The 23,732-nt window shown below is 63.1% G+C and carries 18 protein-coding genes; 7 read left to right on the forward strand and 11 right to left on the reverse strand.

Going from position 1 to position 23,732, the window contains the following annotated elements:
- Window positions 1–64: 64 nt before the first annotated feature.
- Together LMTR13_RS34140 and LMTR13_RS34145 are read right to left on the reverse strand one after the other, a co-directional pair.
- Entirely contained in the window at window positions 65–2,032 is a 1,968-nt protein-coding gene (locus LMTR13_RS34140) for an HlyD family type I secretion periplasmic adaptor subunit (RefSeq protein ID WP_083219337.1), read from the reverse strand.
- A complete protein-coding gene (locus tag LMTR13_RS34145; RefSeq protein WP_065733201.1) occupies window positions 2,029–3,741 on the reverse strand; it encodes a type I secretion system permease/ATPase in 1,713 nt (570 codons plus the stop codon). The genes LMTR13_RS34140 and LMTR13_RS34145 overlap by 4 nt, the downstream gene beginning before the upstream one ends.
- A gap of 558 nt (window positions 3,742–4,299) precedes the next feature.
- Here LMTR13_RS34145 and LMTR13_RS34155 point away from each other — a divergent pair.
- From LMTR13_RS34155 to LMTR13_RS34170, 3 genes are all read left to right on the forward strand, one after another.
- On the forward strand, window positions 4,300–5,802 hold the full coding sequence (locus tag LMTR13_RS34155) for a hypothetical protein (protein ID WP_236843223.1): 1,503 nt from the start codon (window positions 4,300–4,302) through the stop codon (window positions 5,800–5,802).
- Between the two features lie 311 nt (window positions 5,803–6,113).
- The gene (locus LMTR13_RS34165; protein WP_236843224.1) at window positions 6,114–7,946 is read left to right on the forward strand and encodes an ethylbenzene dehydrogenase-related protein; all 1,833 of its coding nucleotides are present in this window, start codon (window positions 6,114–6,116) and stop codon (window positions 7,944–7,946) included.
- The gene (locus LMTR13_RS34170; protein ID WP_065731584.1) at window positions 7,947–9,032 is read left to right on the forward strand and encodes a 2Fe-2S iron-sulfur cluster-binding protein; all 1,086 of its coding nucleotides are present in this window, start codon (window positions 7,947–7,949) and stop codon (window positions 9,030–9,032) included.
- Here LMTR13_RS34170 and LMTR13_RS34175 read toward each other — a convergent pair.
- The 4 genes from LMTR13_RS34175 to LMTR13_RS34190 form a co-directional block, all read right to left on the reverse strand.
- Window positions 9,029–9,841, reverse strand: a complete 813-nt coding sequence (locus LMTR13_RS34175; RefSeq protein ID WP_065731585.1) for an MBL fold metallo-hydrolase — start codon at window positions 9,839–9,841, stop codon at window positions 9,029–9,031. The genes LMTR13_RS34170 and LMTR13_RS34175 overlap by 4 nt on opposite strands.
- A gap of 69 nt (window positions 9,842–9,910) precedes the next feature.
- Window positions 9,911–11,533, reverse strand: coding sequence for a gamma-glutamyltransferase (gene ggt, locus LMTR13_RS34180; protein WP_156795900.1), 1,623 nt, complete (start codon window positions 11,531–11,533; stop codon window positions 9,911–9,913).
- 37 nt (window positions 11,534–11,570) lie between these two features.
- Complete coding sequence (locus tag LMTR13_RS34185; RefSeq protein WP_065731586.1) at window positions 11,571–12,656, reverse strand: TRAP transporter substrate-binding protein; 1,086 nt, start codon at window positions 12,654–12,656, stop codon at window positions 11,571–11,573.
- A 46-nt stretch (window positions 12,657–12,702) separates the two neighbouring features.
- Window positions 12,703–14,679, reverse strand: a complete 1,977-nt coding sequence (locus LMTR13_RS34190) for a primary-amine oxidase (RefSeq protein WP_065731587.1) — start codon at window positions 14,677–14,679, stop codon at window positions 12,703–12,705.
- A 154-nt stretch (window positions 14,680–14,833) separates the two neighbouring features.
- Between LMTR13_RS34190 and LMTR13_RS34195 the strand changes: the two genes are divergently transcribed.
- Entirely contained in the window at window positions 14,834–15,781 is a 948-nt protein-coding gene (locus tag LMTR13_RS34195; protein WP_065731588.1) for a helix-turn-helix domain-containing protein, read from the forward strand.
- A 96-nt stretch (window positions 15,782–15,877) separates the two neighbouring features.
- Here the strand turns inward: LMTR13_RS34195 and LMTR13_RS34200 are convergent, their stop codons facing one another.
- The 5 genes from LMTR13_RS34200 to LMTR13_RS34220 all read right to left on the reverse strand — a co-directional run bounded on the left by LMTR13_RS34200 (window position 15,878) and on the right by LMTR13_RS34220 (window position 21,434).
- Window positions 15,878–16,921, reverse strand: coding sequence for an NAD-dependent epimerase (locus LMTR13_RS34200; RefSeq protein WP_065733205.1), 1,044 nt, complete (start codon window positions 16,919–16,921; stop codon window positions 15,878–15,880).
- 46 nt (window positions 16,922–16,967) lie between these two features.
- Window positions 16,968–18,287 carry a UDP-glucose dehydrogenase family protein gene (locus LMTR13_RS34205; RefSeq protein ID WP_065731589.1) on the reverse strand — a complete coding sequence of 440 codons (1,320 nt, stop codon included), beginning with the start codon at window positions 18,285–18,287 and terminating at the stop codon, window positions 16,968–16,970.
- Window positions 18,288–18,339: 52 nt separating this feature from the next.
- On the reverse strand, window positions 18,340–19,128 hold the full coding sequence (locus LMTR13_RS34210; RefSeq protein WP_065731590.1) for an FkbM family methyltransferase: 789 nt from the start codon (window positions 19,126–19,128) through the stop codon (window positions 18,340–18,342).
- Between the two features lie 66 nt (window positions 19,129–19,194).
- Window positions 19,195–20,628 carry a mannose-1-phosphate guanylyltransferase/mannose-6-phosphate isomerase gene (locus LMTR13_RS34215; protein WP_083219527.1) on the reverse strand — a complete coding sequence of 478 codons (1,434 nt, stop codon included), beginning with the start codon at window positions 20,626–20,628 and terminating at the stop codon, window positions 19,195–19,197.
- A 41-nt stretch (window positions 20,629–20,669) separates the two neighbouring features.
- Window positions 20,670–21,434 carry a sugar transferase gene (locus LMTR13_RS34220; RefSeq protein ID WP_065731592.1) on the reverse strand — a complete coding sequence of 255 codons (765 nt, stop codon included), beginning with the start codon at window positions 21,432–21,434 and terminating at the stop codon, window positions 20,670–20,672.
- A 390-nt stretch (window positions 21,435–21,824) separates the two neighbouring features.
- On the opposite strand from LMTR13_RS34220, the gene LMTR13_RS34225 reads away from it, so the two are divergent.
- From LMTR13_RS34225 to LMTR13_RS34235, 3 genes are all read left to right on the forward strand, one after another.
- Window positions 21,825–22,103 carry a hypothetical protein gene (locus LMTR13_RS34225; RefSeq protein WP_065731593.1) on the forward strand — a complete coding sequence of 93 codons (279 nt, stop codon included), beginning with the start codon at window positions 21,825–21,827 and terminating at the stop codon, window positions 22,101–22,103.
- A 79-nt stretch (window positions 22,104–22,182) separates the two neighbouring features.
- Window positions 22,183–22,917, forward strand: coding sequence for a metallophosphoesterase family protein (locus tag LMTR13_RS34230; protein ID WP_065731594.1), 735 nt, complete (start codon window positions 22,183–22,185; stop codon window positions 22,915–22,917).
- Window positions 22,918–23,045: 128 nt separating this feature from the next.
- Window positions 23,046–23,633 carry a polysaccharide biosynthesis/export family protein gene (locus LMTR13_RS34235; protein ID WP_065731595.1) on the forward strand — a complete coding sequence of 196 codons (588 nt, stop codon included), beginning with the start codon at window positions 23,046–23,048 and terminating at the stop codon, window positions 23,631–23,633.
- Window positions 23,634–23,732: the final 99 nt, after the last annotated feature.

Below are 23,732 nucleotides of genomic sequence, written 5' to 3' on the forward strand. Positions count from 1 at the left end.
CCCTGATATAGCGATACCATCTGGGGTGGCAAGATTTGACCTTGCTGCAACCCGATTCGCCCCCTCACCGCTCGACGAAAGCACGCTGGAACTGATCCAGAATCGGCTTGAAAAGGTAGCTGAGCATGGTCCGGCTGCCGGTCTGCATGAAGACTTCCGCGGGCATGCCCGAGCTGAGCTGCAGCCCGGCGAGCTGGCGGCGCTCCTCTTCCGGCAGCATGATCCGGACCGTGAAATAGGACGTGCCGGTCTGCTGGTCGCGGGTGGTGTCGGGCGAGACGTACGATACCTGTCCGATCAATTGCGGCGTTACCCGCTGGTTGAAGGCCGAGAAGCGAACGAAGGCCTGCTGGCCCTTGCGCACCTGATCGATATCGTTCGGCTGCAACCGCGCCTCGATCTGCAGGTCGTCGGAATCCGGCACCACTTCCATGACGGTGTCGCCGCCGCGGATGACGCCGCCGATGGTGTGCGCGGTGAGCTGATGAATCACACCCGACGTCGGCGCGCGCATCTCGATGCGCTCGAGCACGTCGCGCGCCGCGATACTGCGTTCGTTGAGTTCGGCTTCCTTGCCCTGCGCCTCGCCGAGCTCCTTGACGACTTCGGTGCGGACGTCCTGGTCGAGCCTGACCATCTGAAGCTTCGCCTCGTCGATCTTGTTTTTGGTCTCGGCGATCGTGGAGAGCAACTGGCCGCGTTCGCCTTCGATTCTCGCGCTCTCACGCTGCAGGGTCGTCAGCCGCGCCAGCGGCACCAGACGCTTGTCGAACAGGTCCTGAACGCCCGTGAGTTCGCCGGTGATCAGTTCCAGTTGCTTGGCCTTGGACGCAACCTGCGCGTCGAGGCCGACGATCTCGTCGCCAAGCTGCGTGACCTTGCTCTGCAGCAATTCCTTCTGGCTCTCGCGCGCCGTCACCCGCGCCCTGAACAGCGAGGCTTCGGAAGCGAGCAGCGTCTTGACACTGGGATCGTCAAGCCGCGCCGACATCTCGGCCGGTATCGCCGGCCTGGGCTGACCGTCGCGCTCGGCCACCAGCCGCGCGATCTTCGCCCGCATTTCATCGAGTTGCTTGCTCACCACCTGCAGGCTGGCTTGCGCCTGCGTCGAATCCAGCCGCAGCAACAGATCGCCGGCGTTGACCCGCATGCCGTTGTGGACCGGGATCTGCGCGACCACACCGCCGGTCGGATGCTGGATGGTCTTGACGTTGGACTGCACCACCAGATTGCCCGGCACCACGACCGCGCCCGACAGCGGCACGAATGCCATCCAGCCGCCTGCCAGCCCGCCGACGACGAGCAGCGCCCGCAAGCCGGTGCGCAATTCACGCTCGAAGGCGCGCGCCGCCCGCAGCACGATACTTTCGCCGTGTGCGTCCGCCACATCCGCCGCGGCATCGCGATTGGCAAGGAATGCAACCCCTGCGGTCAGGCCACTGCGGACGACCCGCGTCACGGAGCGCTCGCGCGGCACCGGCCCCGCCGGGCTCGGCGGCGCCAGTTGGGGCGCTTCGACGCGAGGCGGCTGCCGCCTGTCGTCGATCTGCAAAACCTCCGGCCTGAACCTCGGCATGTTCATCAGCGACGGATCGTCGGATGCGATGATCGGACCGCGCGCCTGCCGTTCGTTCAGCCGTGAATTGCTCCGCGCGCTGGCTGCCGGTGGCGGGGTCATGAATTGCGGCTCACGCGCGCTGCGTCCGCTGCGCGCCGCCGGAGGTTCGGCATCGAAACCGTCGGACTGAGATCCAAAGGGGCCGAGCCAATCCAGCACCCGCCCCATCTTGCCCTTCTTTTTCGACCGCTTCGGCCGGGCCGGACGCGGCCGCCGCGGAGCCGGACTTTCGTCATTCGCCGGACGGCGAAGCGGCCGCTGGCCTTGCAGATTGTCCTGCTCAAAAGCCTGCCGCAACCGCTGCAGTTCGAGGATCAGCGCCTGGCCCTGCGGCGCCACGACATCTTCGTCCGTTCCACCCACCCGACGCCGCACTACTCTTTCATCGGTATGCACGTGATCGAAATGCTTCATGATGGAACACTCTCGGCAAGTGACGCACGCTGATCTGACTTTGCCTGCGGTGGGGACGGCGATCCCTGCGCCGCCTTGCCGTTGGCGTTGCGGACGCGCGCGAATACTTCTTCGCGCGGGCCGAATGCGATCGCCTTGCCCTCATAGAGCACCATCGTCATATCAAGCGCGGAAAGCGCGCTCGGGCGGTGCGAGATGACGACGACGATGGATTTGTTCTGGCGCATGATCGCGATGGCGCGGGTCAGGGCGTTCTCACCGTCGGCATCCAGATTGGCGTTGGGTTCATCAAGAACGATCAGAAACGGATCGCCGAATACCGCCCGCGCCAGGCCAACCCGCTGCTTCTGTCCGGCCGACAGCGAGATGCCGCCCGCCCCTATTCGTGTCGCATAACCCTCGGGCAGGCGCAGGATGATGTCATGGACGCCGGCGATCTGGGCGGCCTTGAGAATGGCGTCGGAAGTTGCGTGTTCGTCGAACCGGCAGATGTTCTCCGCCACGGTGCCATCGAACAGGCCGACATCCTGCGGCAGATAGCCGATATGCCGGCCGAGATCCTCGTTGCGCCAATGATCGAGGGAGGCGCCGTCAAGCCGCACGGCGCCCCGATGCGCTGGCCAGATTCCAACCAGCGCCTTGGAAAGCGAAGTCTTGCCCGACGCGCTCGCGCCGAGCAGCGCCAGCCCCGCCCCGGCCTTGAGCGAAAACGTGACGCCAGACACGATCGGCATGTCGAAGCCGGGTGCTGCCACCGCGAGGTTCTGCACCGACAGTTCGCGGCAGGGACGCGGCAGCATGACCGGCGGCGCCGGAGGCGGCGCGGTCGCCTTGCAGATGTCGCGCAGGCGCGCCAGCCCCTGGCGGGCGGCGGCCAGTTGCTTCCAGGTGCCGAGCGCGATTTCGACGGGTGCGAGCGCGCGCCCCATCAGGATCGACGACGCGATCATGATGCCGCCGGACGCCTTGTCGACCACGACGAGATAGGCGCCGATACCGAGCATTCCCGATTGCAGAATGTAGCGCAGCACCTTCGCGGCCGAGCCGAGATTGGCATAGACGTCGGTGGCGCGGATGTTTTCCTGCAGGTAGCGCTCGTTGGCCTGCGACCAGCGCGCCGTCAACCGGTCCGTCATGCCGAGTGCGCGGACGATTTCCGCGTTGCGCTGGGTCGCATCCGCCAGCACCTGGCGCTGCGCGCTCATATCCATCGCCGCCTTGGCCGAATTGCGCGAGATTCGCTCGGTCAGCAATGTCATCGCAATGATCGCCGCAGTACCCAGCAGCGCCGTGAAACCGATGAGGGGGTGAAACAGAAACAGCCCGATCAGAAAGACCGGGATCCAGGGCATATCCAGGAATGCCGTCGGCCCCATGCCGGACATGAAGGTACGTACCTGATCGAGATCACGCAGCGGCTGCTGCATCAGGACCGGCTTGACGCCGCGCAGCGGCAAGGTGGCGAGCGCCGAATGGATCGAGCCTTGCAGGCCGGCATCGAACAGCGTTGCGATCCGGCACAGCATCCGCGACCGCATCGCGTCGAAATATCCCTGCACCAGATAGGCGAACAGCACCATCAGGGACAGGCCGAACAGGGTCGCGAGGTTGCGGCTCGGAATCACCCGATCGTACACCTGCAGCATATAGAGTGAGCCCGACAGCATCAGGATGTTGATGACGCCGCTGAACACTGCGACGCCGATCATGCGGCGCGCGCTGGCGCGAAGCGCGTTGGTGACGGGATCGTCGCCGGCCAGCGTCGAACGCAGGCCCGAAACAGCGCGGAGCGCCGACGCTGCCCGCGCTCGGTCCTGTGCCTGGCCCTGAGCGATACTCATTGAACTGCCCTTCGACCCGCCCCATCGGGTCTCCCTGCAGGTCTCCTTGACGCGCGATGCGGACCATTTTTCGGCAGGAATGCGACGAATGCCGATTGTTCAAGTTCGCTCGTGGGTAGAACGATGGCAAAGGCGTTTGTCGCTGATACCGCGCGGACCTTCTGGCCAAGATTCCGGCAGCGAGCACCTGGCGCGCCAGACAAGGGCCGCGTTATCCTTCTCGCGCGTGCTTCATTCGCCATTTCCGGCGCGGCGCGCGTCATGGATTCGTCCGTCTATCACCTTGCTTCGGTGCTCATTGGTCGCTGTGTCGGCCGAATGACGCCATGAAGCTAAATGATCCTTCACCATGCGCAACGTCCCGCCCCCTGGCGGATGGCCGCGCTTACGCATCAATGGATTCGACTGGACAGCAGGGGACGAACAATGGCTCGCTTGGCTTACGAGGATCAGCCCGACGCTGATCTCGATCTCCCGATCGATGAAGTCGCCAGCCCGCCAGTCGTTCCGGCCCCCCCGTCCACCACACCGCTCGAAGAACCGCCGCCGGCCAGCCAAACGACGTCACGGCCTGTCGGTTCGAATTTCTCCGACCTCGGCTCAACCTCCAACGGCATGGCTCGGGCGCCGGTGGATGCCCCGCAGCAAAACGCGCTCGGCAACGGCGGCCAGGCGGCCGGCAGCATTGCACACCACACCAACGATCTCGCCGCCGTGCAGAACAGTCTGCTGGCCGAGCTCAATACAGGCCAGTTTTCCGGTGCCGCGCTCGGCCATGTTCAGGCGATCCTGTCCGACATCACCAGCGCCATTTCGGCGGCCAATGCCTCGGTGAGCGCGGCAGGCTCGTTCGGCAACGCCGCCGGCGCAGAACAAGCGCTTCGCGCCAGCCAACTCAGCGTCATCAATGCCGTCAGTACCGATCCCGTGCTGGCGAGTCCGACGCCGGCCGCGCCGCTGCCCACCGGCAGCGCGGCCGCCGCGCCTCACAATCTCGCGGAGATCGGGGCGATGTTCGACGAGGTGGCCAGCCAGATCCTTGGCGGGGTCAATGAGGGTAACCAGGCGCAGATCACCGATGACATCAATGCCGTGATATCGGACATGCAGGCGCTGATGACCGCCAACCCGGAACTGTTCGAGGGGCTCACCGGCGTCCACGCCGAAGAGATCGTGAGGCAACTCCAACTCGAACTCGTCTACATCAACGACCCCGCGATAAGCCCCACCGCGGCACAGGCCAGCGCCGACAACATCCTCGACATCATCGATATCGTCCAGAGCGATGCCAATCTGGCTGATATGGCAACGCAAGACGGCGTCAGCGGCTTCTCGCCGTTTCCGGATGACACCTCGCCGGCGCCCAAACATCTCGACAACGATGTGCAGACGGTGTTCCTGGCCAATTTCATTGCGCAATCCAATGCGCTTGGAAAGCAAGCCGTCGACCTCGTGGGCAGCCAGGACGCCGATGCTATCGCCGCGCTGATCGACGATCTCATGGCCTTCGAAAAGAGCGTCACCGACTTCGACGCGGATCAGGGCGGCATCCTTGGCGCCGAGATTGCAGCGATGGTCAAGGGGTTGCAGACCGGCAACGCGGCCCTTGTCGTCGCCGCCGCGGACCAGATGCACGGCAACGCGGCCGATATCGGCAGCAACAATATCCCCGTCACCGGCGGCACTTACAATCCGGACGGCTTGACGGTCGCCGAGGTGCTGGGGACGCCAGTCGCGGAGACGCCCGTAGCTGAAACGCCGGCGGCGGGGGCCGCGGCGGCTGCCCCCGACGTGCAACAAGTCGCAGCCCCGACCGTCAGCGTCGAGGCGGTGACGGTTGCGACCGCCGACGTCGCCATCGGCGGCATGGACTATGCCCAATCGGACATGCCGGAATTGGCTCATCATTTACATCACACGTGGGGATAGCGGCGCGCGGCGCGACCTCCAGCGCCCCCAATACTCAGGGGACGCTGGAGGCCGACACATCAAAGCAAGAAGCGCGTTTTGCCGGTCCGGCATACGCGGCGGGCGCAAAAGAGCTCTTCACTGGCCTCGCCCGCAAAAGAACAATCTGGACGATGGCCTCAATGACCTTGGGGATCATCATTAGTACGGCAGCGACATCTGCGGTTGGTGGAATTGGCGCCAACGGTTGCTGTTCGGAAGTGAAGTAGCGGGGCGTATGTGTGAGGCAGCGTAAGACGGACTATGGGACCATCATTCTACACTGGACGTTCGTGGCTGCATTCGCCGTTGCGCTCGTTACCGGCTTACGCATTGCAACTGAGACGCCCGACCGGACCTGGATCAACTGGTTCGACGCCGTGCTGCCGCGCGACAGCGTATGGATCGCCCATATGCAGGCGGCCGTCGTCCTGGTCGCCGTGGCGATCGGCTACCTCGTCTACATGCTCCGCTCCGGCCTCGGGCGCCGCGTCCAGCTCGACAAGGTCCGCCTGCGCGGCTTGTTCGGCCGTGGACAGGCGAGGTTGAGCGCCGTGATCGCCCTGATGTACTGGATCTTCTTCGTCACGATGTTCGGTTTGCTGGTCAGCGGCGGCGCGCTCTATTTCGGCTTCTACTCCGGCTACGACGTGGCGATGCTGCATTGGGTGGGGACCTGGGTGATCCTCGCCTTTGTCGTCCTTCATGTCCTGACCCAGTACAAGAGCGGCGGCATCTCGCAACTGCTGCGCATCTTTCGTCCCGCTCCGCTGCCGGCGCCGCCGCCGCGGCTCGATGCCGTCGAGCTCTTGGGGCTATTGGCCGAGCGATCGGCGCGCTTGCCGGAATCCGAAGGCGCGAGCGCGCCGCCCGAGGTTTCATCGCATCCCCTGCAGCCGCGCGCAGAGACCCGCCGCGATCGGACGGATGAGCCGGATCCGGCGCCGCGATCCCATGGCGGGCCTTCGAGATCGCGAAATCCGACTCTGCAGGCCAATCCGTTTCTCGTGGCGGCCGCCGCTGCGATCACCGGCGCGTCGCTCCTCGTGGCTACCGATCGGCTGGCGGTGGATAGCGTGCAGATCCGCCGCATCAATCCCGCCGACGCGCCGGTCCTCGACGGCGACACGTCCGATCGGGCCTGGCGCGGTGTCAGGCCGTTCTCGCTGTTGACCGGAGAAGGCGGCAATTTCGACGGCAAGGGTGAAACCAGGATCGCGATCCGCGCGGTGCATGACGGCACCTACGCGTACTTCCTCTTCACCTGGGAGGATTCGACGCGCTCGCTGAAACACCTGCCTCTCGTCAAGGAAGCCGATGGATGGCACCTTCTTCATTCCGGTCTTCAGGCCGGCGATGAGCATCGCTACAATGAAGACAAGTTTTCGGTGCTGCTGACCACGTCGGACGTCACGCTGGCCGGCGGGCGAACCTTTCATCCCGGACCGCAGCCGGTCGCCGGCGCGCCGGCCACCATGAGTGGCCGCGGCCTGCATTACACGGCGTCCGGCTATGCCGATGTCTGGCAGTGGAAGGCAACCAGCGGCGCGATTGGATGGATGGACGACACACATTTCGGACCGCCGCTGGATCCGACCCCGATGCAGGCGGCAAACGTCGTTCCGTACAAAGGCGGCTTCGCGCCCGACCCGGGAACGGCAAGCTACCGGGACAATTTCACCGTCGAGGCCGACACGTCCGGCGGTCCACGCCGCAGCCGCCTGATCGCTCCGCTGCGCCTGCCCAAAGACGTCGCCGCCACGACGGGCGCGATGGGAGATATCGACCTCGACCCCAATCACGGCGAAAGCGAAGGCGCGCGCTGGTTCATGACCGAGCAGGATTCGGTGCCCTATTCGACCAGCATCGACGCCCGCATCCCGACCGGGACCGTGATCCCCGGCGTCATCCTGGGCGGCGAATTTTCAGGCGACCGAGCCGACGTCAGATCTGCAGCCCGCTGGGCTTCCGGCCACTGGGCGCTCGAGGTGAAGCGTCGGCTCGACACCACGAGCCAGTTCGACGTGCCGATCAAAACCGGCATCTTCATGCGGGTCGCAGCTTTCGACCACAGCCAGATCAGACATACACGGCACGTCCGTCCTATTCGTATCGAGGTGGAATAAATGTCGAACATTTGCAAAGTCACGATCAACGACGAGCCGTTTCTGGCCAATCGCGGCGAGCTTCTGCTCGACTGGGCGTTGATGAACGGGGTCGATCTTCCGCACGATTGCCGCTCCGGAATCTGCGGCGCCTGCCGCGTGCGGCTCGTCGACGGCCAGGTATTCGGCGGCCATAGCCGCGGCGACGACATGATCCATGCCTGCCAGGCCCGAATTGTCTCCGATCTCGAAATTGCCATCGAGGCGGCGCCCGAGCCGGTGGCGCTATCGGCGGAAGTGGCGCAGACCGTTCAGCTCGCACCTGATGTGGTGGGTGTCGACATCGAGCTGGCGAAGCCGCTCGACTATCTTCCCGGCCAGTACTGCAAGCTGCAGTTTCAGGGATTCCCGGCAAGGTCCTACAGCCCGACCTATCCGCTGGAAGGCCCTCCCCACGATCGCATCCTGCACTTTCACATCCGAAAGGTTACGGACGGACTGGTATCGTCAGCGCTTGGCCGCGACATCGGACCCGGGCACCGCGTCAAACTGACGGGACCGTACGGCCGCGCTTTTTTCAGGCAAGGCCATGCCGGGCGCATCGTTCTGGTCGCCAGCGGCACCGGTTTCGCGCCAATGTGGTCGGTCGCGGTTGCCGCGATCATGGAGCAGCCGCAGCGCGAAATGGTCTTCGTGGTGGCGGCCCGGAGCATCCGCTCGCTCTACATGCACGCGGCGCTGTGCCGGCTGGCGCTGTTTCCCAACGTCACGCTGATTCCGATGGTGTCGGAGCCGCAAAATATCTCGCATGCCGTTCGCAGCGGCCGGCCGACCGATCATTTGCCAAAACTCACGCCTGACGACGTGGTCTACACCGCGGGCGCGCCGGCGATGACCGATGCCGTGGCGCGGATTGCAAAGGCTGCGGGCGCAAGGTGTTACACCGACCCCTTCGTGCAGGAGGCGCGGACGGTGGAGCAGGCCGGCCTGATGTCGCGCCTCACCGGATGGCTCAGCGAGCCCAAGAGCGCCATCCCGCTGCAGCCGGCGCAAGGGCCGGGGCCGATGCCGCGCGGCGTATCCGCAGTTGGCGCGGGTAACCGCTAGCCGGTGCCGGAGATGGCCGCGATATATCGCCGGACGGACATTTCGAATGCCGCCTTGGCATGGTCGGCGATGTTGCGGCCCCACCACGCGCCATAGATGCGGTCGAACGCTAGCGGTTCGACCGCCTGCGCGATCCGGCGCACGGCTGCGGCATTGAGCGGGATGTAGTTCGGATAGCTGTACATGAAGCTGAGGGAGCGGCGGTCCATCGCGACCATCGCGACATCGCCGGTGAGCAATGCGCCCTGCCCCTGCGCGCCCGCGCGCCAGTGCAGAACCGTGCCGCCGGCAAAATGCCCGCCGGTCCGTACCAGCAGGATATCGTCGGAGAGCCGATGGCTGTCGCCGGTCCACGGCACGATGGCGGGATGCGGCCGCGTGACGAAGGCGCGGTCGTCGCCATGAAGATAGACCGGCACGCTGCCGAACGCCTCGCTCCAGTCCGCGACCGCGCCATAATAATGCGGGTGCGAGACCGCGATCGCCTTCAGGCCGCCGAGCGAGCGGACGTAATCGATCGCCTCAGGCGTGGCCAGCGGCACGCAATCCCACATCACGCAGCCATCCGCCTCCCGCACGAGCAGCGCGCGTTGTCCTATCGCAAAACTCGGCTCAGTCCCGATGCCGGAAATGCCGAGATCGTCGCGCCAGACGAGCTTGTGGCGCTGTGCCAGTTCCTCGCGTGTGAGCCACGACTGTCCTTTCCAATTCACATATTGCCGCTCGTCCTCGCAAACCGGGCAGGCCTGCGGCGGCTCAGCGTTTTCGGAAAACTGGGCGCCACATTGTTCGCATGTCCACAAAGGCATCGGCGTTACTCCTGTCGAGAGGAGTAGTAACGCATAACGGCACGACCGGCCAATGCGAGACGCGGACAATTAGTAACCGATCGCCGCGCCATCGCTGCGCGGATCGGAACCGCCGCTCAGCACGCCGTTCCGCCGGTCGATGGTGATGCCGTGGGCGTGACCGGCCATTTCGTTCCAGGCGTCCCAGCGGTTGATGGTGTGGCCGCGCCGTGCGAGCGCGTCGATCGTGGATTCGGAAAAGCGGCTCTCGATGTGCAGCGTGTCGCGCGCCTCGCCGAGCGCGAAGCGGCCGGACAGGAACCGCGGCATCTCGATCGCTTCCTGGATGTCGAGACCGAAATCGATCATGGCCGCATAGAGCTGGAGCTGGATTTGCGGCTGGCCATCCGCGCCCATGCAGCCGAGCACGCTCCAGAGCTTGCCGTCGCGTTTGGCCATTGAGGCAATCAGCGTGTGCAGCGGGATCTTGCCGGGTTCGAGGCGATTGGGATGATTGCGATCCAGCGAGAAATACGCGCCACGATTTTGCAGGATCACACCGGTGTTTCCTGCAACCACGCAGGATCCGAATGCGCCATACAGGCTTTGGATCAGCGATGCTCCGTTGCCATCGCGATCGACGGCGGCGACATAGACCGTGTCGCCGGCAAGGCTGCCGAAGGACGGCACCATGTCCCATTTCAAGGCCGATCTCTGGTCGATCAGCCGGCCGCGCAGGTCCGCATATTCCTTCGATATCAGCCGCTCGATCGGCACTTCGGCAAACGAAGGGTCGGCGAGCATCTGATCGCGGTCGTGATAGGCGATCTGCTTGGCCTGCACCAGGAGATGGACATGATCAGGCCCGAGCAAATCCTTTCGGTGCAGTTCGTGCGACTCGAGGAGGTTAAGCATTTCGAGCACGGTAAAACCTTGCGTCGGGGGTGGCGTATTGAAGACCGTGACGTCGCGGTAGCGACCAACAAGCGGCTCGCCCCAGGTGGCCTGTTGCCGGCCGAAATCGGCGAGCCGGAACAGGCCGCCCTTCTCTTCCGAAACGCGCGCCATTTCAGCAGCGACATCTCCTTGATAAAAGCCGGACCATCCGCCATCCGCGATCGATTGAAGCGTGCGGGCAAGGTTTGCATTGGCGAGCTTCGAGCCTGGCTGCGCGGCCGTGCCTTGCGGAAAGAACTGCGCGGCGGCTTCGCGATCCCCAAGCAGATCATCGCGCATCATCTCGATGAAGCTGGCGAGGCGGCCGGTGACCGGAAAGCCATCGCGGGCATAGCCGGTGGCGCTTTCGAGCACGCGCCGCAGGGGCAATCGTCCATGGACATTGTGCGCCTCGATCCAGCTCGCCACGGCGCCGGGCACGGTGAGTGTCGCCGGCACGATTCCCCGGAGCGGGATTTCCTTCAACCCTCGCTGCTCGATCGACGACAGCGTGGCAGTGGCAGCCGCCTTGCCGCCGCCATTGAGGTAGCGGATCTCGCCGCTGGCGCCGTCGTGAATGAGCCAGAACGCGTCGCCGCCGAGACCGGTCATGTGCGGATAGACCACCGCGAGCACCGCGCTGGTCGCAATCGCCGCATCGATGGCGGAGCCGCCGGCGCGGAGCACGTCGATGCCGGCCGCGGAAGCCAGCGAATGCGGCGACGTCACCATGCCGTTCGACGCCAGCGTCACCGGCCGGCCGGTACGAATGTCCAATCCAAGCCTCCGAAGATACTGAGCCGTCAGACGGCGGTCAGGCGCGAATCCGCCTGACCATATAGTTGTCGTAGGTGGCCTCGCAGACCTGATGCCACTGGTACTGTTCGTTGCGGAATGCGATCGTCGATTCGTACAGCGTCTTGAACTTCGGGTTCTTGGCCGCGACCTCGGCAAACAGGTCGCTCGTCGCCTTGAACGACGCGTCCAGGATGTCGTTCGAGAACGGCCGAAGTTGCGCGCCAGCCGCAACCAGGCGCTTGATGGCGGAGGCGTTCCGCGCGTCATATTTGGCCGTGAGGTCGGCCGCGACCTGCCCCGCCGCAATCGTTACCATGGTCTGATAGACCTTGGGCAGCTCGGCCCATTTCGCGCTGTTGATGTAGAGGAAGCCGTTCGCGCATCCTTCCCACCAGCCGGGGTAGTAATAATAAGGTGCGACCTTGAGGAAGCCGAGCTTCTCGTCGTCATAGGGGCCGATCCATTCCGCAGCGTCGATCGTACCTTTCTCCAGCGCCGGATAGATATCGCCCGGCGGAATCTGTTGCGGGACGACGCCGAGCCGGCTCAGCACCTGCCCGGCCACGCCGCCGACCCGGAACTTCAATCCCTTGAGGTCGTCGAGCGTCTTGATCTCCTTGCGGAACCAGCCGCCCATCTGTGCGGTGGTGTTGCCGAACGGGAAGCCCAGGATGCCGAACGTCCCGTAGAGCTCGTTGAGCATGTCGAGCCCGCCGCCATAGGCGAGCCAGGCGTTCATCTGGCGCGTATTGAGGCCAAAGGGAACGGCGGTGCCGAACGCGAACGCCAGATCCTTGCCGATGTAATAGTACGAAGCGCTGTTTCCCATCTCGACCGTGTTGTTCGCCACCGCATCGAAGACTTGAAACGCCGGCACGATTTCGCCCGGGCCGAACACGCCGATCTGGAATTTCTGGTCGGAAAGATCGGCAACCGCCTTCGCGAACATCTCGCACGCGCCATAGAGCGTATCGAGACTCTTCGGAAACGAAGTGGCGAGGCGCCAGCGCAAGTTGGGTGTGGACTGGGCGATGGCGGGCGCGGCGATGGCGGTGGAGGCGACAGCGGCGCCGGCTGCCGTGAGGAGCTTCCTGCGATTCATGGTCAGTCTCCTTGCTGGATCAAGGAAAAAAGCAATCGGCGGATCGTCAGCCGCAGCACGAATTCTTGTCGCGGTTGTCCCGGCTGGCAGCGTTCCGGTCGGGCGGCAGGTCCATCGCCGGGTTCTCCGCAAAGAAGCCGTTCGGCTTCAGCGTGAAGCCGACATATTCGACTGGCATCACCGGAAAATCCTCGGGCCTGCAGACATGCGTCGCCCCAAAGCTGTGCCAGACCACGATATCCTGGTTTTCGATGGCGCGGTTCTGGGCGACATATTTCGGCAGACCGTCGCCGCCGGCATGCTGGTTCGGAAACTCGCCGCTTGCGTAGCGCTCGTCGGGCGCATAGCGCGTAACCCAGATATGCTTGGTCGCAAATCCGCCGCGCGAGGTCATGTAGCAGCCCTCCTGCGCCAGCATCGTAGGCGCACTGTGCGCTATCAGCTTATACGCCGTCGGACCGCCGACGCTGTTCTTTCTGTTGGGATTGCTGATCTTCCAGTAGCGCCCGGTCCGGCCGTCGGCCTCGCGCGCGGCGTCGCGCTCACGCGAGAGCGTCCGGGCCGTGACATCGAACACGTTACCGTATGGGTTGTCCGTACCCCAGGGCCGCGGGCGGAATTCGTGTTCGGTGACGGTGTTGGCTTCGCCGTCGAGCATCATGTGCAGGCGGGCGTTGAAGAAGTGCTGATGGGTCGGACCACCCAGATTTTCGGCGACCATGCCGCCCCACGGGTAGTCCTTGCCCGCGGCGATCGCCGCGGTCTGGATGATGCCGGTCAGCTTGACCTCGAGCTGGATGGTGCCGTCCTGATAAAAGTACCAGAAGAAGCCGTAATCGTAGTTTCCGACTGTCGTGAAGAACGAGATGACGAGGCGGCGCGAGCGGCGGACCTCAAACGTCTCATTGCGGAATTCGTAATGCTTCCAGAGGATTCCGCAATCCTCCTCATGCAGGCAGATCGCATTCTTCATGACGCCGGGTTTGCCGTAATCGTCGGCGACCGGGACATCGAAATAGTGGATGTGGCCGAGGCAATCGCAGCCGAGTTCGAGTGCGTTGGCGAGCTTGCCCAGTCCATACTCGCCGGCATCGAAGGCGCATTTCCAGAAATGGTTGGCGGTCGGATCGGCATAGGGCACGATCATGTCGGTGACGCTGGCGCGATAGATGATCGGCCGTTCGAGCCCACCGTCGCGGAAGGAGATCTGGTGCAGCACGAGGCCTTCGCGCGCGGTCCAGCCGACACGGAACGACCAGTTCTGCCAAGAGACCTTCCAGCCGTCGACCGTAAAGCTCGGGCCGTCCTTCTGCACGACGTCGAGCGGCCTGACGTCGTTGCGCGTTTGCGGGATCGACGCCCGGTCGTAGTTGCGTGATGTCTTCGGAATCGGGATAACGTCAGGCTCGTCGACGAGGTGGACGATCCTGTTCTCGATCAGGTCGACCAGCGCGACGACGCCCTCGATCGGGTGCGCATAGCCGTTGTCCTTGGGATTCCTGCGCCAGTAGGATACGGCGCTGACCAGCCGGCGGCCCTTCTCCACCTCGCGGTCGAAATAGCCGGCCGAGAACGGATCGACCTGAACCAGCTCGATCTCCTTGTCATCGAGGCCGCGCCGCTTCATCGCGCGCCGCCAGTCCGCATCGGCCTTCACGATGTCGCCGACCTTGAACACCTCCTCGATTGTGATCGGCGGCTGGCCGTAGGGATGGGCTTTCGTCGAATACTCGCGCCACTGCGTCACGGACTCTGATTCGAGGTCCACGGTGGCGACATGCGTCGCGCCGGTCTTGCAGTCGAACAGGGTTGCGGCGGCCCGGCGTGCGAGCCCGGCACCGGGCTTCCAGCCGAGAACGTCGGACTTGGCCGGCTCTTCGAGTTGCACATGGGTAAATCGCGCATCGGGGCCGAGCTTCTTGACCCTCTGCAATATTTCGGACGTCAGCGCGACTTCGGCCTCGCTGAGCGGGTCGAGCGGATGACCGGCATGCGCCAGAGCGGAAGGTTTTGTGCGTGTCATATCGGACCGGGTGGATGGGGTTCGGATATAGGCTAGGCCGGTCCGACCCGGGCGTCTTGAATGAGACTGCCAAAGAGACGCCATGTCTGCCCTTGCCAGACCCACCGGTCATGAGCGACGCTGCGGCGCCACACAGCGGAACCCAGCTTGCGCGATGCCGATCAGCGTCTCCACCGACCCGATCCGTCCGACCGAACGCCGGGCCTTCTGGACCGAGGCGATCTGCCGGTCGTTCGCCAATGTCGAGACCAGGCCGATCGGCTCCGCCGTGGTCAGCGGTCATTTCGAGTTCGTCGAGATCGGCGGGGCAAAACTCGTCCGTTTCGACAGCAGCCCGCAATGCTACACCCGCGACGCCAGGCTGGTGAGCCGGGCCGGTTCGGACGAATTCATGTTCGATTTTCAGCGGCGCGGGCGAAGCTCGATGGTGCAGGCCGGCAACGAAGGCACGATCGATCCCGGATATGGCGTGCTCTACGATGCACGGCGCCCGTTCGAGGACCGGCTGTTCGGCGGCCCCGAACAGCGCGCGGAGTTGCTGATCGCGACGGTTCCCGCCGCGTCACTGTTGCGGTCCGTTCCTGACGCAGAGCGATTATGCGCCAGGCCCGTGCCGCTATCCGGGACGGTTGCGCGTTCGATTGCCGCAATGGTCCGCGATGCGATTTCCTCACTCGATGCGCCGGGGCGACAAGACGAGCCCGACATCGTCGCCTATTTGTCGGCCCTGCTGCGTCTCGCCGCAGGCGCCACCCATCAACTCTCCCGGCCCGACCTGTTCCGCCTGATCGATACCCATCTGAGGGCCAATATCGCCGCTGTCCGGCCAGTCCCGGCGCTCGCCGCCGAATTCGGCATCTCGGAGCGGACCTTTCATCGCATCTTCGCCGATCGTGAGACCACGTTCGAACGACATGTCCTTCATTTACGGGTCGAGCTGTTACGCAACCTGCTGCGACAGGATTCGCTGGCCAACATTTCGATCGCGAGATTGGCGCATCAGTGCGGGTTTGCCGATGGCGCTCACGCTGCACGCGCGTTCAAGAACAAGCATGGCACCACGCCGCGGGATTTTCGCGCAGGCGTATCGGTTCGGCTCTAGAGCTTTCGGTTCTGATTGAATCAGAACCGGGCTCTAGATTCTTGTTTTGACGCGTTTTCTTGACGCGAACCGGTGTCCACTTCGCTGGAAAACGCTCTAGGATGCGGCCATCGACTGGTTTGTTTCGTGATAGCTGCGGTACCAGGCTGCGAACCTCTGGATGCCGTCCTCGATCGGAGTTGCCGGGCGAAAGCCTACGTCTCGCACGAGGTCATCGACGTCGGCATAGGTGGTCGGCACGTCGCCCGGCTGCATTGGCAGCAGTTCCTTGTTGGCCTTGCGCCCCAGCTCCCGCTCGAGGATGTCGAGCACGAGCATCAATTCCTGCGGCTTGTTGTTGCCGACATTGTAGATGCGCCAAGGGGCGATGCTCGATCCCGGGTCCTGAATTCCGTCCAGCCCCGGCCCGGGCTGTCCGATCTGCGGCGCGCGATCGATCAGGCGGACCAGGGCCTCTGTCACGTCGTCGATATAGGTGAAGTCGCGAAGCATGCGGCCGCCATTGAATAACTTGACCGGATCGCCGCGAACGATCGCGTCCGCAAACACGAACAGCGCCATGTCGGGCCGATACCACGGGCCGTACACCGTGAAGAAGCGCAAGCCGGTGCACGGGATTCCGTAAAGATGGCTGTACGAGTGGGCCATCAGTTCGTTGGCCTTCTTGCTCGCGGCATAAAGACTGATCGGATGATCGACATTATCATGCACCGAGAAGGGCAACTTCCTGTTGGCCCCGTACACAGACGACGAGGATGCGAACAACAAATGGCGGCAGCCATTGTGCCGGCATCCCTCCAGGACATTGGTGAAGCCGACCAGATTGGCGTCGACATAGGCGTGGGGATCCTGCAGCGAGTAGCGCACGCCTGCTTGCGCGGCCAGATGGATGACGACGGGAAACCGATGGCGCGCAAACAACTCGGGTATCGCGACGCGATCCGCCACGTCCAGCTCTTCAAATTGAAAACGTGGATCGTTGCGCAGGATCGCGAGCCGGGCCGCCTTCAGTTGCGGATCGTAATACGTATTGAGGTTGTCGAGCCCGACCACGCGATGGCCGGACTGCAGCAGCCGCTGCGCCACGTGAAATCCGATGAAGCCTGCGGCCCCCGTTACCAGAATTGCCTGATCCGGCATCATGCGTGCATCCTCCGCCAGCCGTTGTCATGACGGCTCATGCTTGTCAGTACGCCACCGATTTCGGCCGTCCCACGCCGCAATATAGAAAGCCGTTCCGTTCCACCTCTTCCGGAGAGTAGATGTTGCGGAGATCGACGATGACGGGACAGGCCATGATGGTGGACAATTCCTTGAGATCCAGTGCCCGGAACTGCTCCCATTCCGTGACGATGACGAGCGCGTGGCATCCCTTGGCGCAACGATAGGCGTTGTCGCAGAAGGTGACGTTCTCGAACACCTTCTTTGCCTGCTCCATGCCGACGGGGTCGAACACGCGCACCTCGGCCCCCATGTCCTGCAGCGCGGTGATCAGCGGAATCGACGGCGCATCGCGCATGTCATCGGTCTCGGGCTTGAAGGTCACGCCAAGTACCGCAATGGATTTTCCGCGGATGTTGCCACCGAACGCGTTCGCGACCTTGCGCGCCATCGCCCGCTTGCGCTGGTCGTTGACGGCGACCACCGTTTCAACGATGCGCACCGGCGCTTCATTGTCCTGGCCGGTCTTGATCAGCGCCATCGCGTCCTTTGGAAAGCAGGAGCCGCCGAAGCCCGGCCCTGCGTGCAGGAATTTCTGCCCGATCCGGTTGTCGAGGCCGATGCCGCGTGCGACTTCCTGCACATTGGCGCCGACCTTTTCGGCAAGATCGGCGATTTCGTTGATGAAGGCGATCTTGGTGGCGAGAAAGGAATTGGCCGCGTATTTCGTCAGCTCCGCGGTGCGGCGGTCGGTATAGAGGATCGGCGATGCATTGAGGTGAAGCGGCCGGTATACCTCGGCCATCACGCTGCGGGCGCGCGCGTCGTCCGTTCCGATGACGATCCGGTCGGGATGCTTGAAGTCGCGGATCGCAGCCCCTTCGCGCAGGAATTCGGGATTGGAAACGACGGTAACTTTGGCGGTGGGATTTTGTTCGCGGATGATACGTTCGACCTCGTCACCGGTCCCGACTGGAACGGTCGACTTGGTAACCACCACCGCCTGAGTGGGAAGCACGCCGGCGATCTCGCGCGCTGCCGCATAGACATAGGAGAGATCGGCATGGCCGTCGCCGCGGCGTGACGGCGTGCCTACCGCGATGAACACCACTTCCGCACCGCTGACGGCGGATTTCAGATCGCTCGAAAATGACAGGCGACCTTGACCAACGTTTCGCGCCACCAGTTCGGCAAGCCCGGGTTCGTGGATCGGCATCTCCCCGTTGTCGAGGCTCGCAACTTTCTCCGCATTGCTGTCGATACAGACGACCTGATGCCCGAAATCGGAAAAGCACGCCCCCGACACCAGCCCGACATAGCCGGCGCCAATCATCGCTATATGCATTACGGTTCCTGTCTGAAAGGCCGCGCCGGCGGAGAGGCGGCGAAACGACGAGCTAGCTGCTCAATATCGATTCGCCGTCGAGATGACGGGGAAAGAAAAAGAAGTTGTTGACGTAGAACTGTCCGTTCTTGCGGCCGCCGTCCGGCCGCAGCGCATCGGCGTCCTGAAGCCTTTGGGAATCGAACTGTTCCACTCCGATCACGTCGTTGTCTTTCAGGAAGAACCCCCGATAGGCTTTGTTCCGGAAGAATTCGAACACCGAGCGCGTCGCCTCGGCACGGTGGCGATCCTCCGCCTCCACCAGGAATACCGGCTGGCAGCGCTCCAGAAGCTCGACGGCGCCGTTCAGGACATTCAACTCGTGACCTTCGACGTCGATCTTCACGAACGCCACATCCTGGTCAATGACAGCGTCGAGGCGCGCGATCGGCACGTGGGCGGAAACGAGTCTCTCCGATGAATCGGCTCGCGCCTCCAGCGAGGCAAGGCCGTACACTAAACCATCCTCACCTTGCGGGATGTACAACTCGGCGCCGCCGTCATGATCCGACAGCGCGATCTCGTGGACGCTCACATTGCGCGCCGAGGTTCGGCGCAACAATCTCGCCATCTGCTGCGAAGGCTCGAAGGCGTGGACCTGCCGGGAAAGGCGCGCCAGCCGCCGCGTGTAGAGGCCGCAGTTTGCGCCGACGTCGACCGTCACCGCGTCGTCGGGAATGACCTTGTCCAGATAGGACAGTTCCCGTTCCGCCGATTTGGGGCGCTTCATGAAATGCCATTGCAGCCATATCGAAGGAAACGCATCCTTCACCAGCTCCTTGACGTGTTGTTTTGGGTTCATCGCTGCCTCCCTTCGTGTCGCGCGCGCACGCCTCGATGCGGATGCTGCCTCCCACCCCACCACACCTCAAACGCGGTCATAGATATCCTGCACGCGGACGATGTCGTCCTCCCCGAGATAGGCGCCGGACTGGACCTCGATCAGGTTGAGGGGAACCTTTCCGGGATTTTCCAGGCGATGCATGCATCCCAGGGGCACGAAGATCGACTCGTTCTCTCGCAGCAGGATTTCCTCGTCGTCGCGCGTCACGATCGCGGTGCCGTTCACCACGACCCAATGTTCGGCGCGATGATAATGTTTCTGCAGCGAAAGCTTGGCCCCGGGATTGACGGTGATACGCTTGACCTGAAACCGCTCCCCGGCATGGATCGACTGATAATAGCCCCAGGGGCGGTGGACGCTGTGGGTCTGGGTTGCCGAGCGATGGCCGTTTGCCTTCAGGCGCTCGACCAGTTTTCCGACATCCTGGTCGCGTTTCCGGCTGGTCACCAGCACCACGTCCGGCGACGTGGCGATGACGAGGTCCTCGACACCGAGCGCCGCGACCAGTTGGCCGTCGCCCCGCACGTAGCACCCCGAAGCATCTTCCACTACCGCATCGCCAATCACGACATTGCCCGACGAATCCTTCTCCGCCATCGACCACAAGGCCGACCAGCTTCCGACATCGCTCCAGTCGAACGTGGCGGGAACCACCACCGCATTGTCGGTCTTCTCCATGATCGCATAGTCCATCGAGATGGTCGGACACGTCTCGAAAGCGCGCTCGTCAAGTCGGAGAAAATCGAGATCGCGGGTTGCGCCCATCAACGCATTGCGACAGGCAGCCAGGACCTCCGGCGCCCGCTGCGCCAATTCGTCAATGAACTGACGCGCCGGCAGCAGAAATATCCCGCTGTTCCAGACATGCTCGTCGCAGGCCAAAAGACGCTCGACCGTCACCAGGTCCGGCTTCTCGACGAAGCTGGCAACGTTGCGAATCGGGGAAGCGGCTTCCAGCTCATCGCCCATCCGGATATAGCCGAATCCGGTCGCGGCCGACGAAGGCCGCACGCCGAACAGCACGAACCGGCCGTAGCGCGCGGCCGTGACGCCCGTCGATATGGCGGCGCGGAACGCAGCGTGGTCGCGCACCCAATGATCGACCGGCATCGCCAGTATCACGGCGTCGGGATCGGCTTCGCTGGCAAGCAACGCCGCAACCGCAACCGCAGGAGCGGTGTTTCTTCCGAACGGCTCGAGCACGATGGTCGGACGGTCGACGCCGACCGCGCGCAACTGCTCGCCGATCGCAAAGCGATGCTCGGCGTTTGCGATCACCATCGGATCGGTAAACAGCGAGCGATCGTCGACCCGCAGCGCCGTTTGCTGCAGCAACGTGCTCTCGCCGAGCAGCGAGAGCAGTTGCTTGGGATAGGTTTCGCGTGAAAGCGGCCACAGCCGCGAGCCGGCGCCGCCGGACAGGAGAACGGGTACGATACGGCCGCGCGGCTCGATCATCGGCATTGCATGGTCCTTCGATGTTGCGACGTTGAGGTCCGTCAGAATCCGCTTCCGGACAGGAATTCCTTGCGGATGGTGCGGATGATGATCATGATGTCCATCCGCAGCGACCACCTCTCGATGTAATCGAGATCGTAATCGATCCGCGAAACCGCGGGACCGAATTCGGCCGTGCTTCCCCTGCAGCCGCTGACCTGCGCAAGCCCGGTAATGCCCGGCCGCGCCGTGTGCCGCTGAAAGTAATACGGCACGAGGTCTTCGTAGGGCAGATCCACCGCCAGCATTCCCGGCACATGCGGCCGCGGCCCGACCAGCGACATGTCGCCCTTGATCACGTTGATCAGTTGCGGAATCTCATCGAGGCTGGTCTTGCGCAGAATTCGCCCCACCGGCGTCACGCGCGCGTCGCCCTGGACCGTCTGCCTTACGCCGCGCACATCGCCCGCATCGGCACGCATGGTGCGGAACTTGTAGATCTTGAAGCGGCGATTTCGATAGCCGTAGCGATATTGAAAGAACAGCACCGGGCCTGGCGACGTCAGTTTTATTGCGACTGCAATCGCGATCAGGAGAGGCGCGAAGAACAGTAACGCGCCGCTCGCCGCGGTCACGTCAAAGATGCGCTTTGCGATCGACGAGGACGGTTCAGTTCGCGCGCTCCGGCGCGGCCGCCGGCGGACCCGGTACGCGCGATGCGCACCGCCGCCGGCAAATTCGACAGGACGGACCGAGATCTCAGTTCGCTCTCTTCGAATCGGCGCAACCTTGTTCCGATCGAAGCTGGCTGTCACGATGGAGGCCATGACTCTCCTCTCTGCGGGAACCGGAGTGTGATCGAGCACGTCGAGTTGCTCGACAACGGGTGCGACGATTTCGCAGCAGCGAACGTCCGCACTTCGCGGTCGCTAACACTTTCCAGAATCTTGAGCGAAGTTTGGCGCAAAAGCGAAAGCGGGTGCCGCACTCGACGGAACTGAATCGTTCATGAGATTTGTGCGACGCGATATTCCGGTTTGTTCGGAGATGCTTAGTCTCGATTTGCCTGGTTAATGAGCTGCGTGTGACTTGACGCTGCTATGCATATTCGAAAATCGCGGAACAAAATCCGTTGTTCGATTCTCGACGTCAATTGAACAGGTGCAGCGTCGCTGTACGGGCAACAAATGGCCGTCACGTCGTTGATTTGAACGAGATTGTTCATCGAAGCTAAAGCGATTCGATCGCAGCCTGACGAACGGCGTGAGCACGATGGTCGAAGCTTCGAAAAAACAGAGACGGCAGCGATTCGCGAGCCGTCCACTTTGCGGAACGCTTCCAGGGAGGCGCTCATGATGGCCGAACGTCTGGAAAGCCGCGCGCTGGTGCCGCACGGCAGATTGTCGCCCGACCGCGGGCTGAGGAACCGCATCATCATCGCGAACGCGATCGTGTGGATCGCGATCGTGATCCTGATCAGTCTGCTTTTCTTCTGATCTATTACTTGTGGCTCCATCTCGGCACGTGGTGTCATGGATTGACCGCCGCGCGGTTCCATGATCGACATTGCATGCCATGCACAGATCGTCTGCGCGACCTTCACGCTCCGTTAACGCTTCAACGCCCGCCGATACACGCATCTATGCGGTCGGCGACATCCATGGCCGTGCCGACCTGCTGACCGAGATCGTTGAGCGCATCGACGAGGACATAATGCGTAGACCGATCGCGCGCGCGATCGAGGTCTATCTCGGCGATTACGTTGATCGCGGACCACATTCCAGGACCGTGATCGACCTGCTCGCGGTCCGGCTCGTTGCCAATCACGCAGTATGTCTGCGCGGCAACCACGAGGCCGTGATGGAAGGGTTCCTTCAGGATCCCGACATCCTGCAGTACTGGCTGCAATTGGGCGGCATGCAAACGCTTGCATCGTATGGAGTCGAACTGCACGACGGAACCGAGACGGCGAACGAGGTGCATCGCCGCTTTCTCGACGCGTTCCCGCGCACTCACGAACTGTTCATGCAATGTTTGCGTAATCAGTTCAGGTGCGGCGATTTCCTGTTCGTGCACGCCGGCATTCGTCCGGACGTGCCAATCGAGCATCAGGACGCCAACGATCTGATCTGGATTCGCGATGCGTTCCTCGACTCCACGCGGGATCACGAACAATTCATCGTGCACGGTCATACGCCAGTGCCGCGTCCGGATATCAGGTCCAACCGAATCAACATCGATACTGCGGCGTGGCGGACGGGAATGTTGACCTGCATTGCGATCGAAGGATCGTCGATCCTCTTCCTGTAACTCGTATGCAAACGTTTCGTTAACGCGTGCGCGCATATTGGGCACATGGAACTTCGTCATCACATTCTTTCGCCGTTTTTGCTTCCATATGATCCGCGGCTGTTACGTGCATTCATGGAGATGCAGCCATGCAGCAACGGTCGTCCAGCGCCGGCCCGACGCTTCCCTTCGTTCTCTTCGTCCTTGTAGTTGCCGGCATCAGTGCCGGATTTTCGATTCGCGCGTCGGCACAGACGCCACCATCCGCATCGTCTGCGGAACGATACGTTCTCGGCCCGAACGATCGAATCAGGCTGAAGGTCTACGGCGAACCCGACATCACCGGCGAGTATGAAATCGACAATGGCGGTCAGGTTTCGATTCCGCTCGCCGGTCATATCAAGGCTGCTGGCGCGACGACGCGGCAGCTCGAAAAGTCGATCGCATCCGCGCTTGCAAAGGGAATCGTGCGCGATCCGCGCGTCAACGTCGAGATCGCGCAGTATCGCCCGTACTACATTCTCGGCGAAGTAAAGAAGAGCGGCGAATATCCCTACCGCAATGGATTGACGGTCATGGACGCGGTCGCGAGCGCCGGCGGATTCACCTACCGCGCCAATGAAAACAAGGTCTTTCTCCGCCGCGCAGGCTCCGGCGCGGAAGAGACCTACCCTCTCGATGCTCCGGTTCCGGTCTATCCCGGCGACAACATTCGGATTCCGGAGCGCTACTTCTAGCGTTTCGGAATTGCAGATGAGGTGATGCCGCTCGTGAGCAGATGATGGCGCGTGTTGCGCTGTTGTCACAGTTCGCATTTTGCACATGCGAAATATTTT

The sequence above is a fragment of the Bradyrhizobium icense genome (genome assembly GCF_001693385.1).
In the GTDB taxonomy this organism is placed as follows: Bacteria; Pseudomonadota; Alphaproteobacteria; order Rhizobiales; family Xanthobacteraceae; genus Bradyrhizobium; species Bradyrhizobium icense.

Coding starts and splice junctions, on each gene's coding strand:
- LMTR13_RS34195 (WP_065731588.1), top strand. CDS start 14,834: ATGCCGATCAGCGTCTCCACCGACCCGATCCGTCCGACCGAACGCCGG.
- LMTR13_RS34170 (WP_065731584.1), top strand. CDS start 7,947: ATGTCGAACATTTGCAAAGTCACGATCAACGACGAGCCGTTTCTGGCC.
- LMTR13_RS34230 (WP_065731594.1), top strand. CDS start 22,183: ATGCACAGATCGTCTGCGCGACCTTCACGCTCCGTTAACGCTTCAACG.
- LMTR13_RS34215 (WP_083219527.1), bottom strand. CDS start 20,628: ATGATCGAGCCGCGCGGCCGTATCGTACCCGTTCTCCTGTCCGGCGGC.
- LMTR13_RS34210 (WP_065731590.1), bottom strand. CDS start 19,128: ATGAACCCAAAACAACACGTCAAGGAGCTGGTGAAGGATGCGTTTCCT.
- LMTR13_RS34140 (WP_083219337.1), bottom strand. CDS start 2,032: ATGAAGCATTTCGATCACGTGCATACCGATGAAAGAGTAGTGCGGCGT.
- LMTR13_RS34190 (WP_065731587.1), bottom strand. CDS start 14,679: ATGACACGCACAAAACCTTCCGCTCTGGCGCATGCCGGTCATCCGCTC.
- LMTR13_RS34145 (WP_065733201.1), bottom strand. CDS start 3,741: ATGATCGGCGTCGCAGTGTTCAGCGGCGTCATCAACATCCTGATGCTG.
- LMTR13_RS34235 (WP_065731595.1), top strand. CDS start 23,046: ATGCAGCAACGGTCGTCCAGCGCCGGCCCGACGCTTCCCTTCGTTCTC.
- LMTR13_RS34205 (WP_065731589.1), bottom strand. CDS start 18,287: ATGCATATAGCGATGATTGGCGCCGGCTATGTCGGGCTGGTGTCGGGG.
- LMTR13_RS34185 (WP_065731586.1), bottom strand. CDS start 12,656: ATGAATCGCAGGAAGCTCCTCACGGCAGCCGGCGCCGCTGTCGCCTCC.
- LMTR13_RS34200 (WP_065733205.1), bottom strand. CDS start 16,921: ATGCCGGATCAGGCAATTCTGGTAACGGGGGCCGCAGGCTTCATCGGA.
- LMTR13_RS34155 (WP_236843223.1), top strand. CDS start 4,300: ATGGCTCGCTTGGCTTACGAGGATCAGCCCGACGCTGATCTCGATCTC.
- LMTR13_RS34220 (WP_065731592.1), bottom strand. CDS start 21,434: ATGGCCTCCATCGTGACAGCCAGCTTCGATCGGAACAAGGTTGCGCCG.
- LMTR13_RS34175 (WP_065731585.1), bottom strand. CDS start 9,841: ATGCCTTTGTGGACATGCGAACAATGTGGCGCCCAGTTTTCCGAAAAC.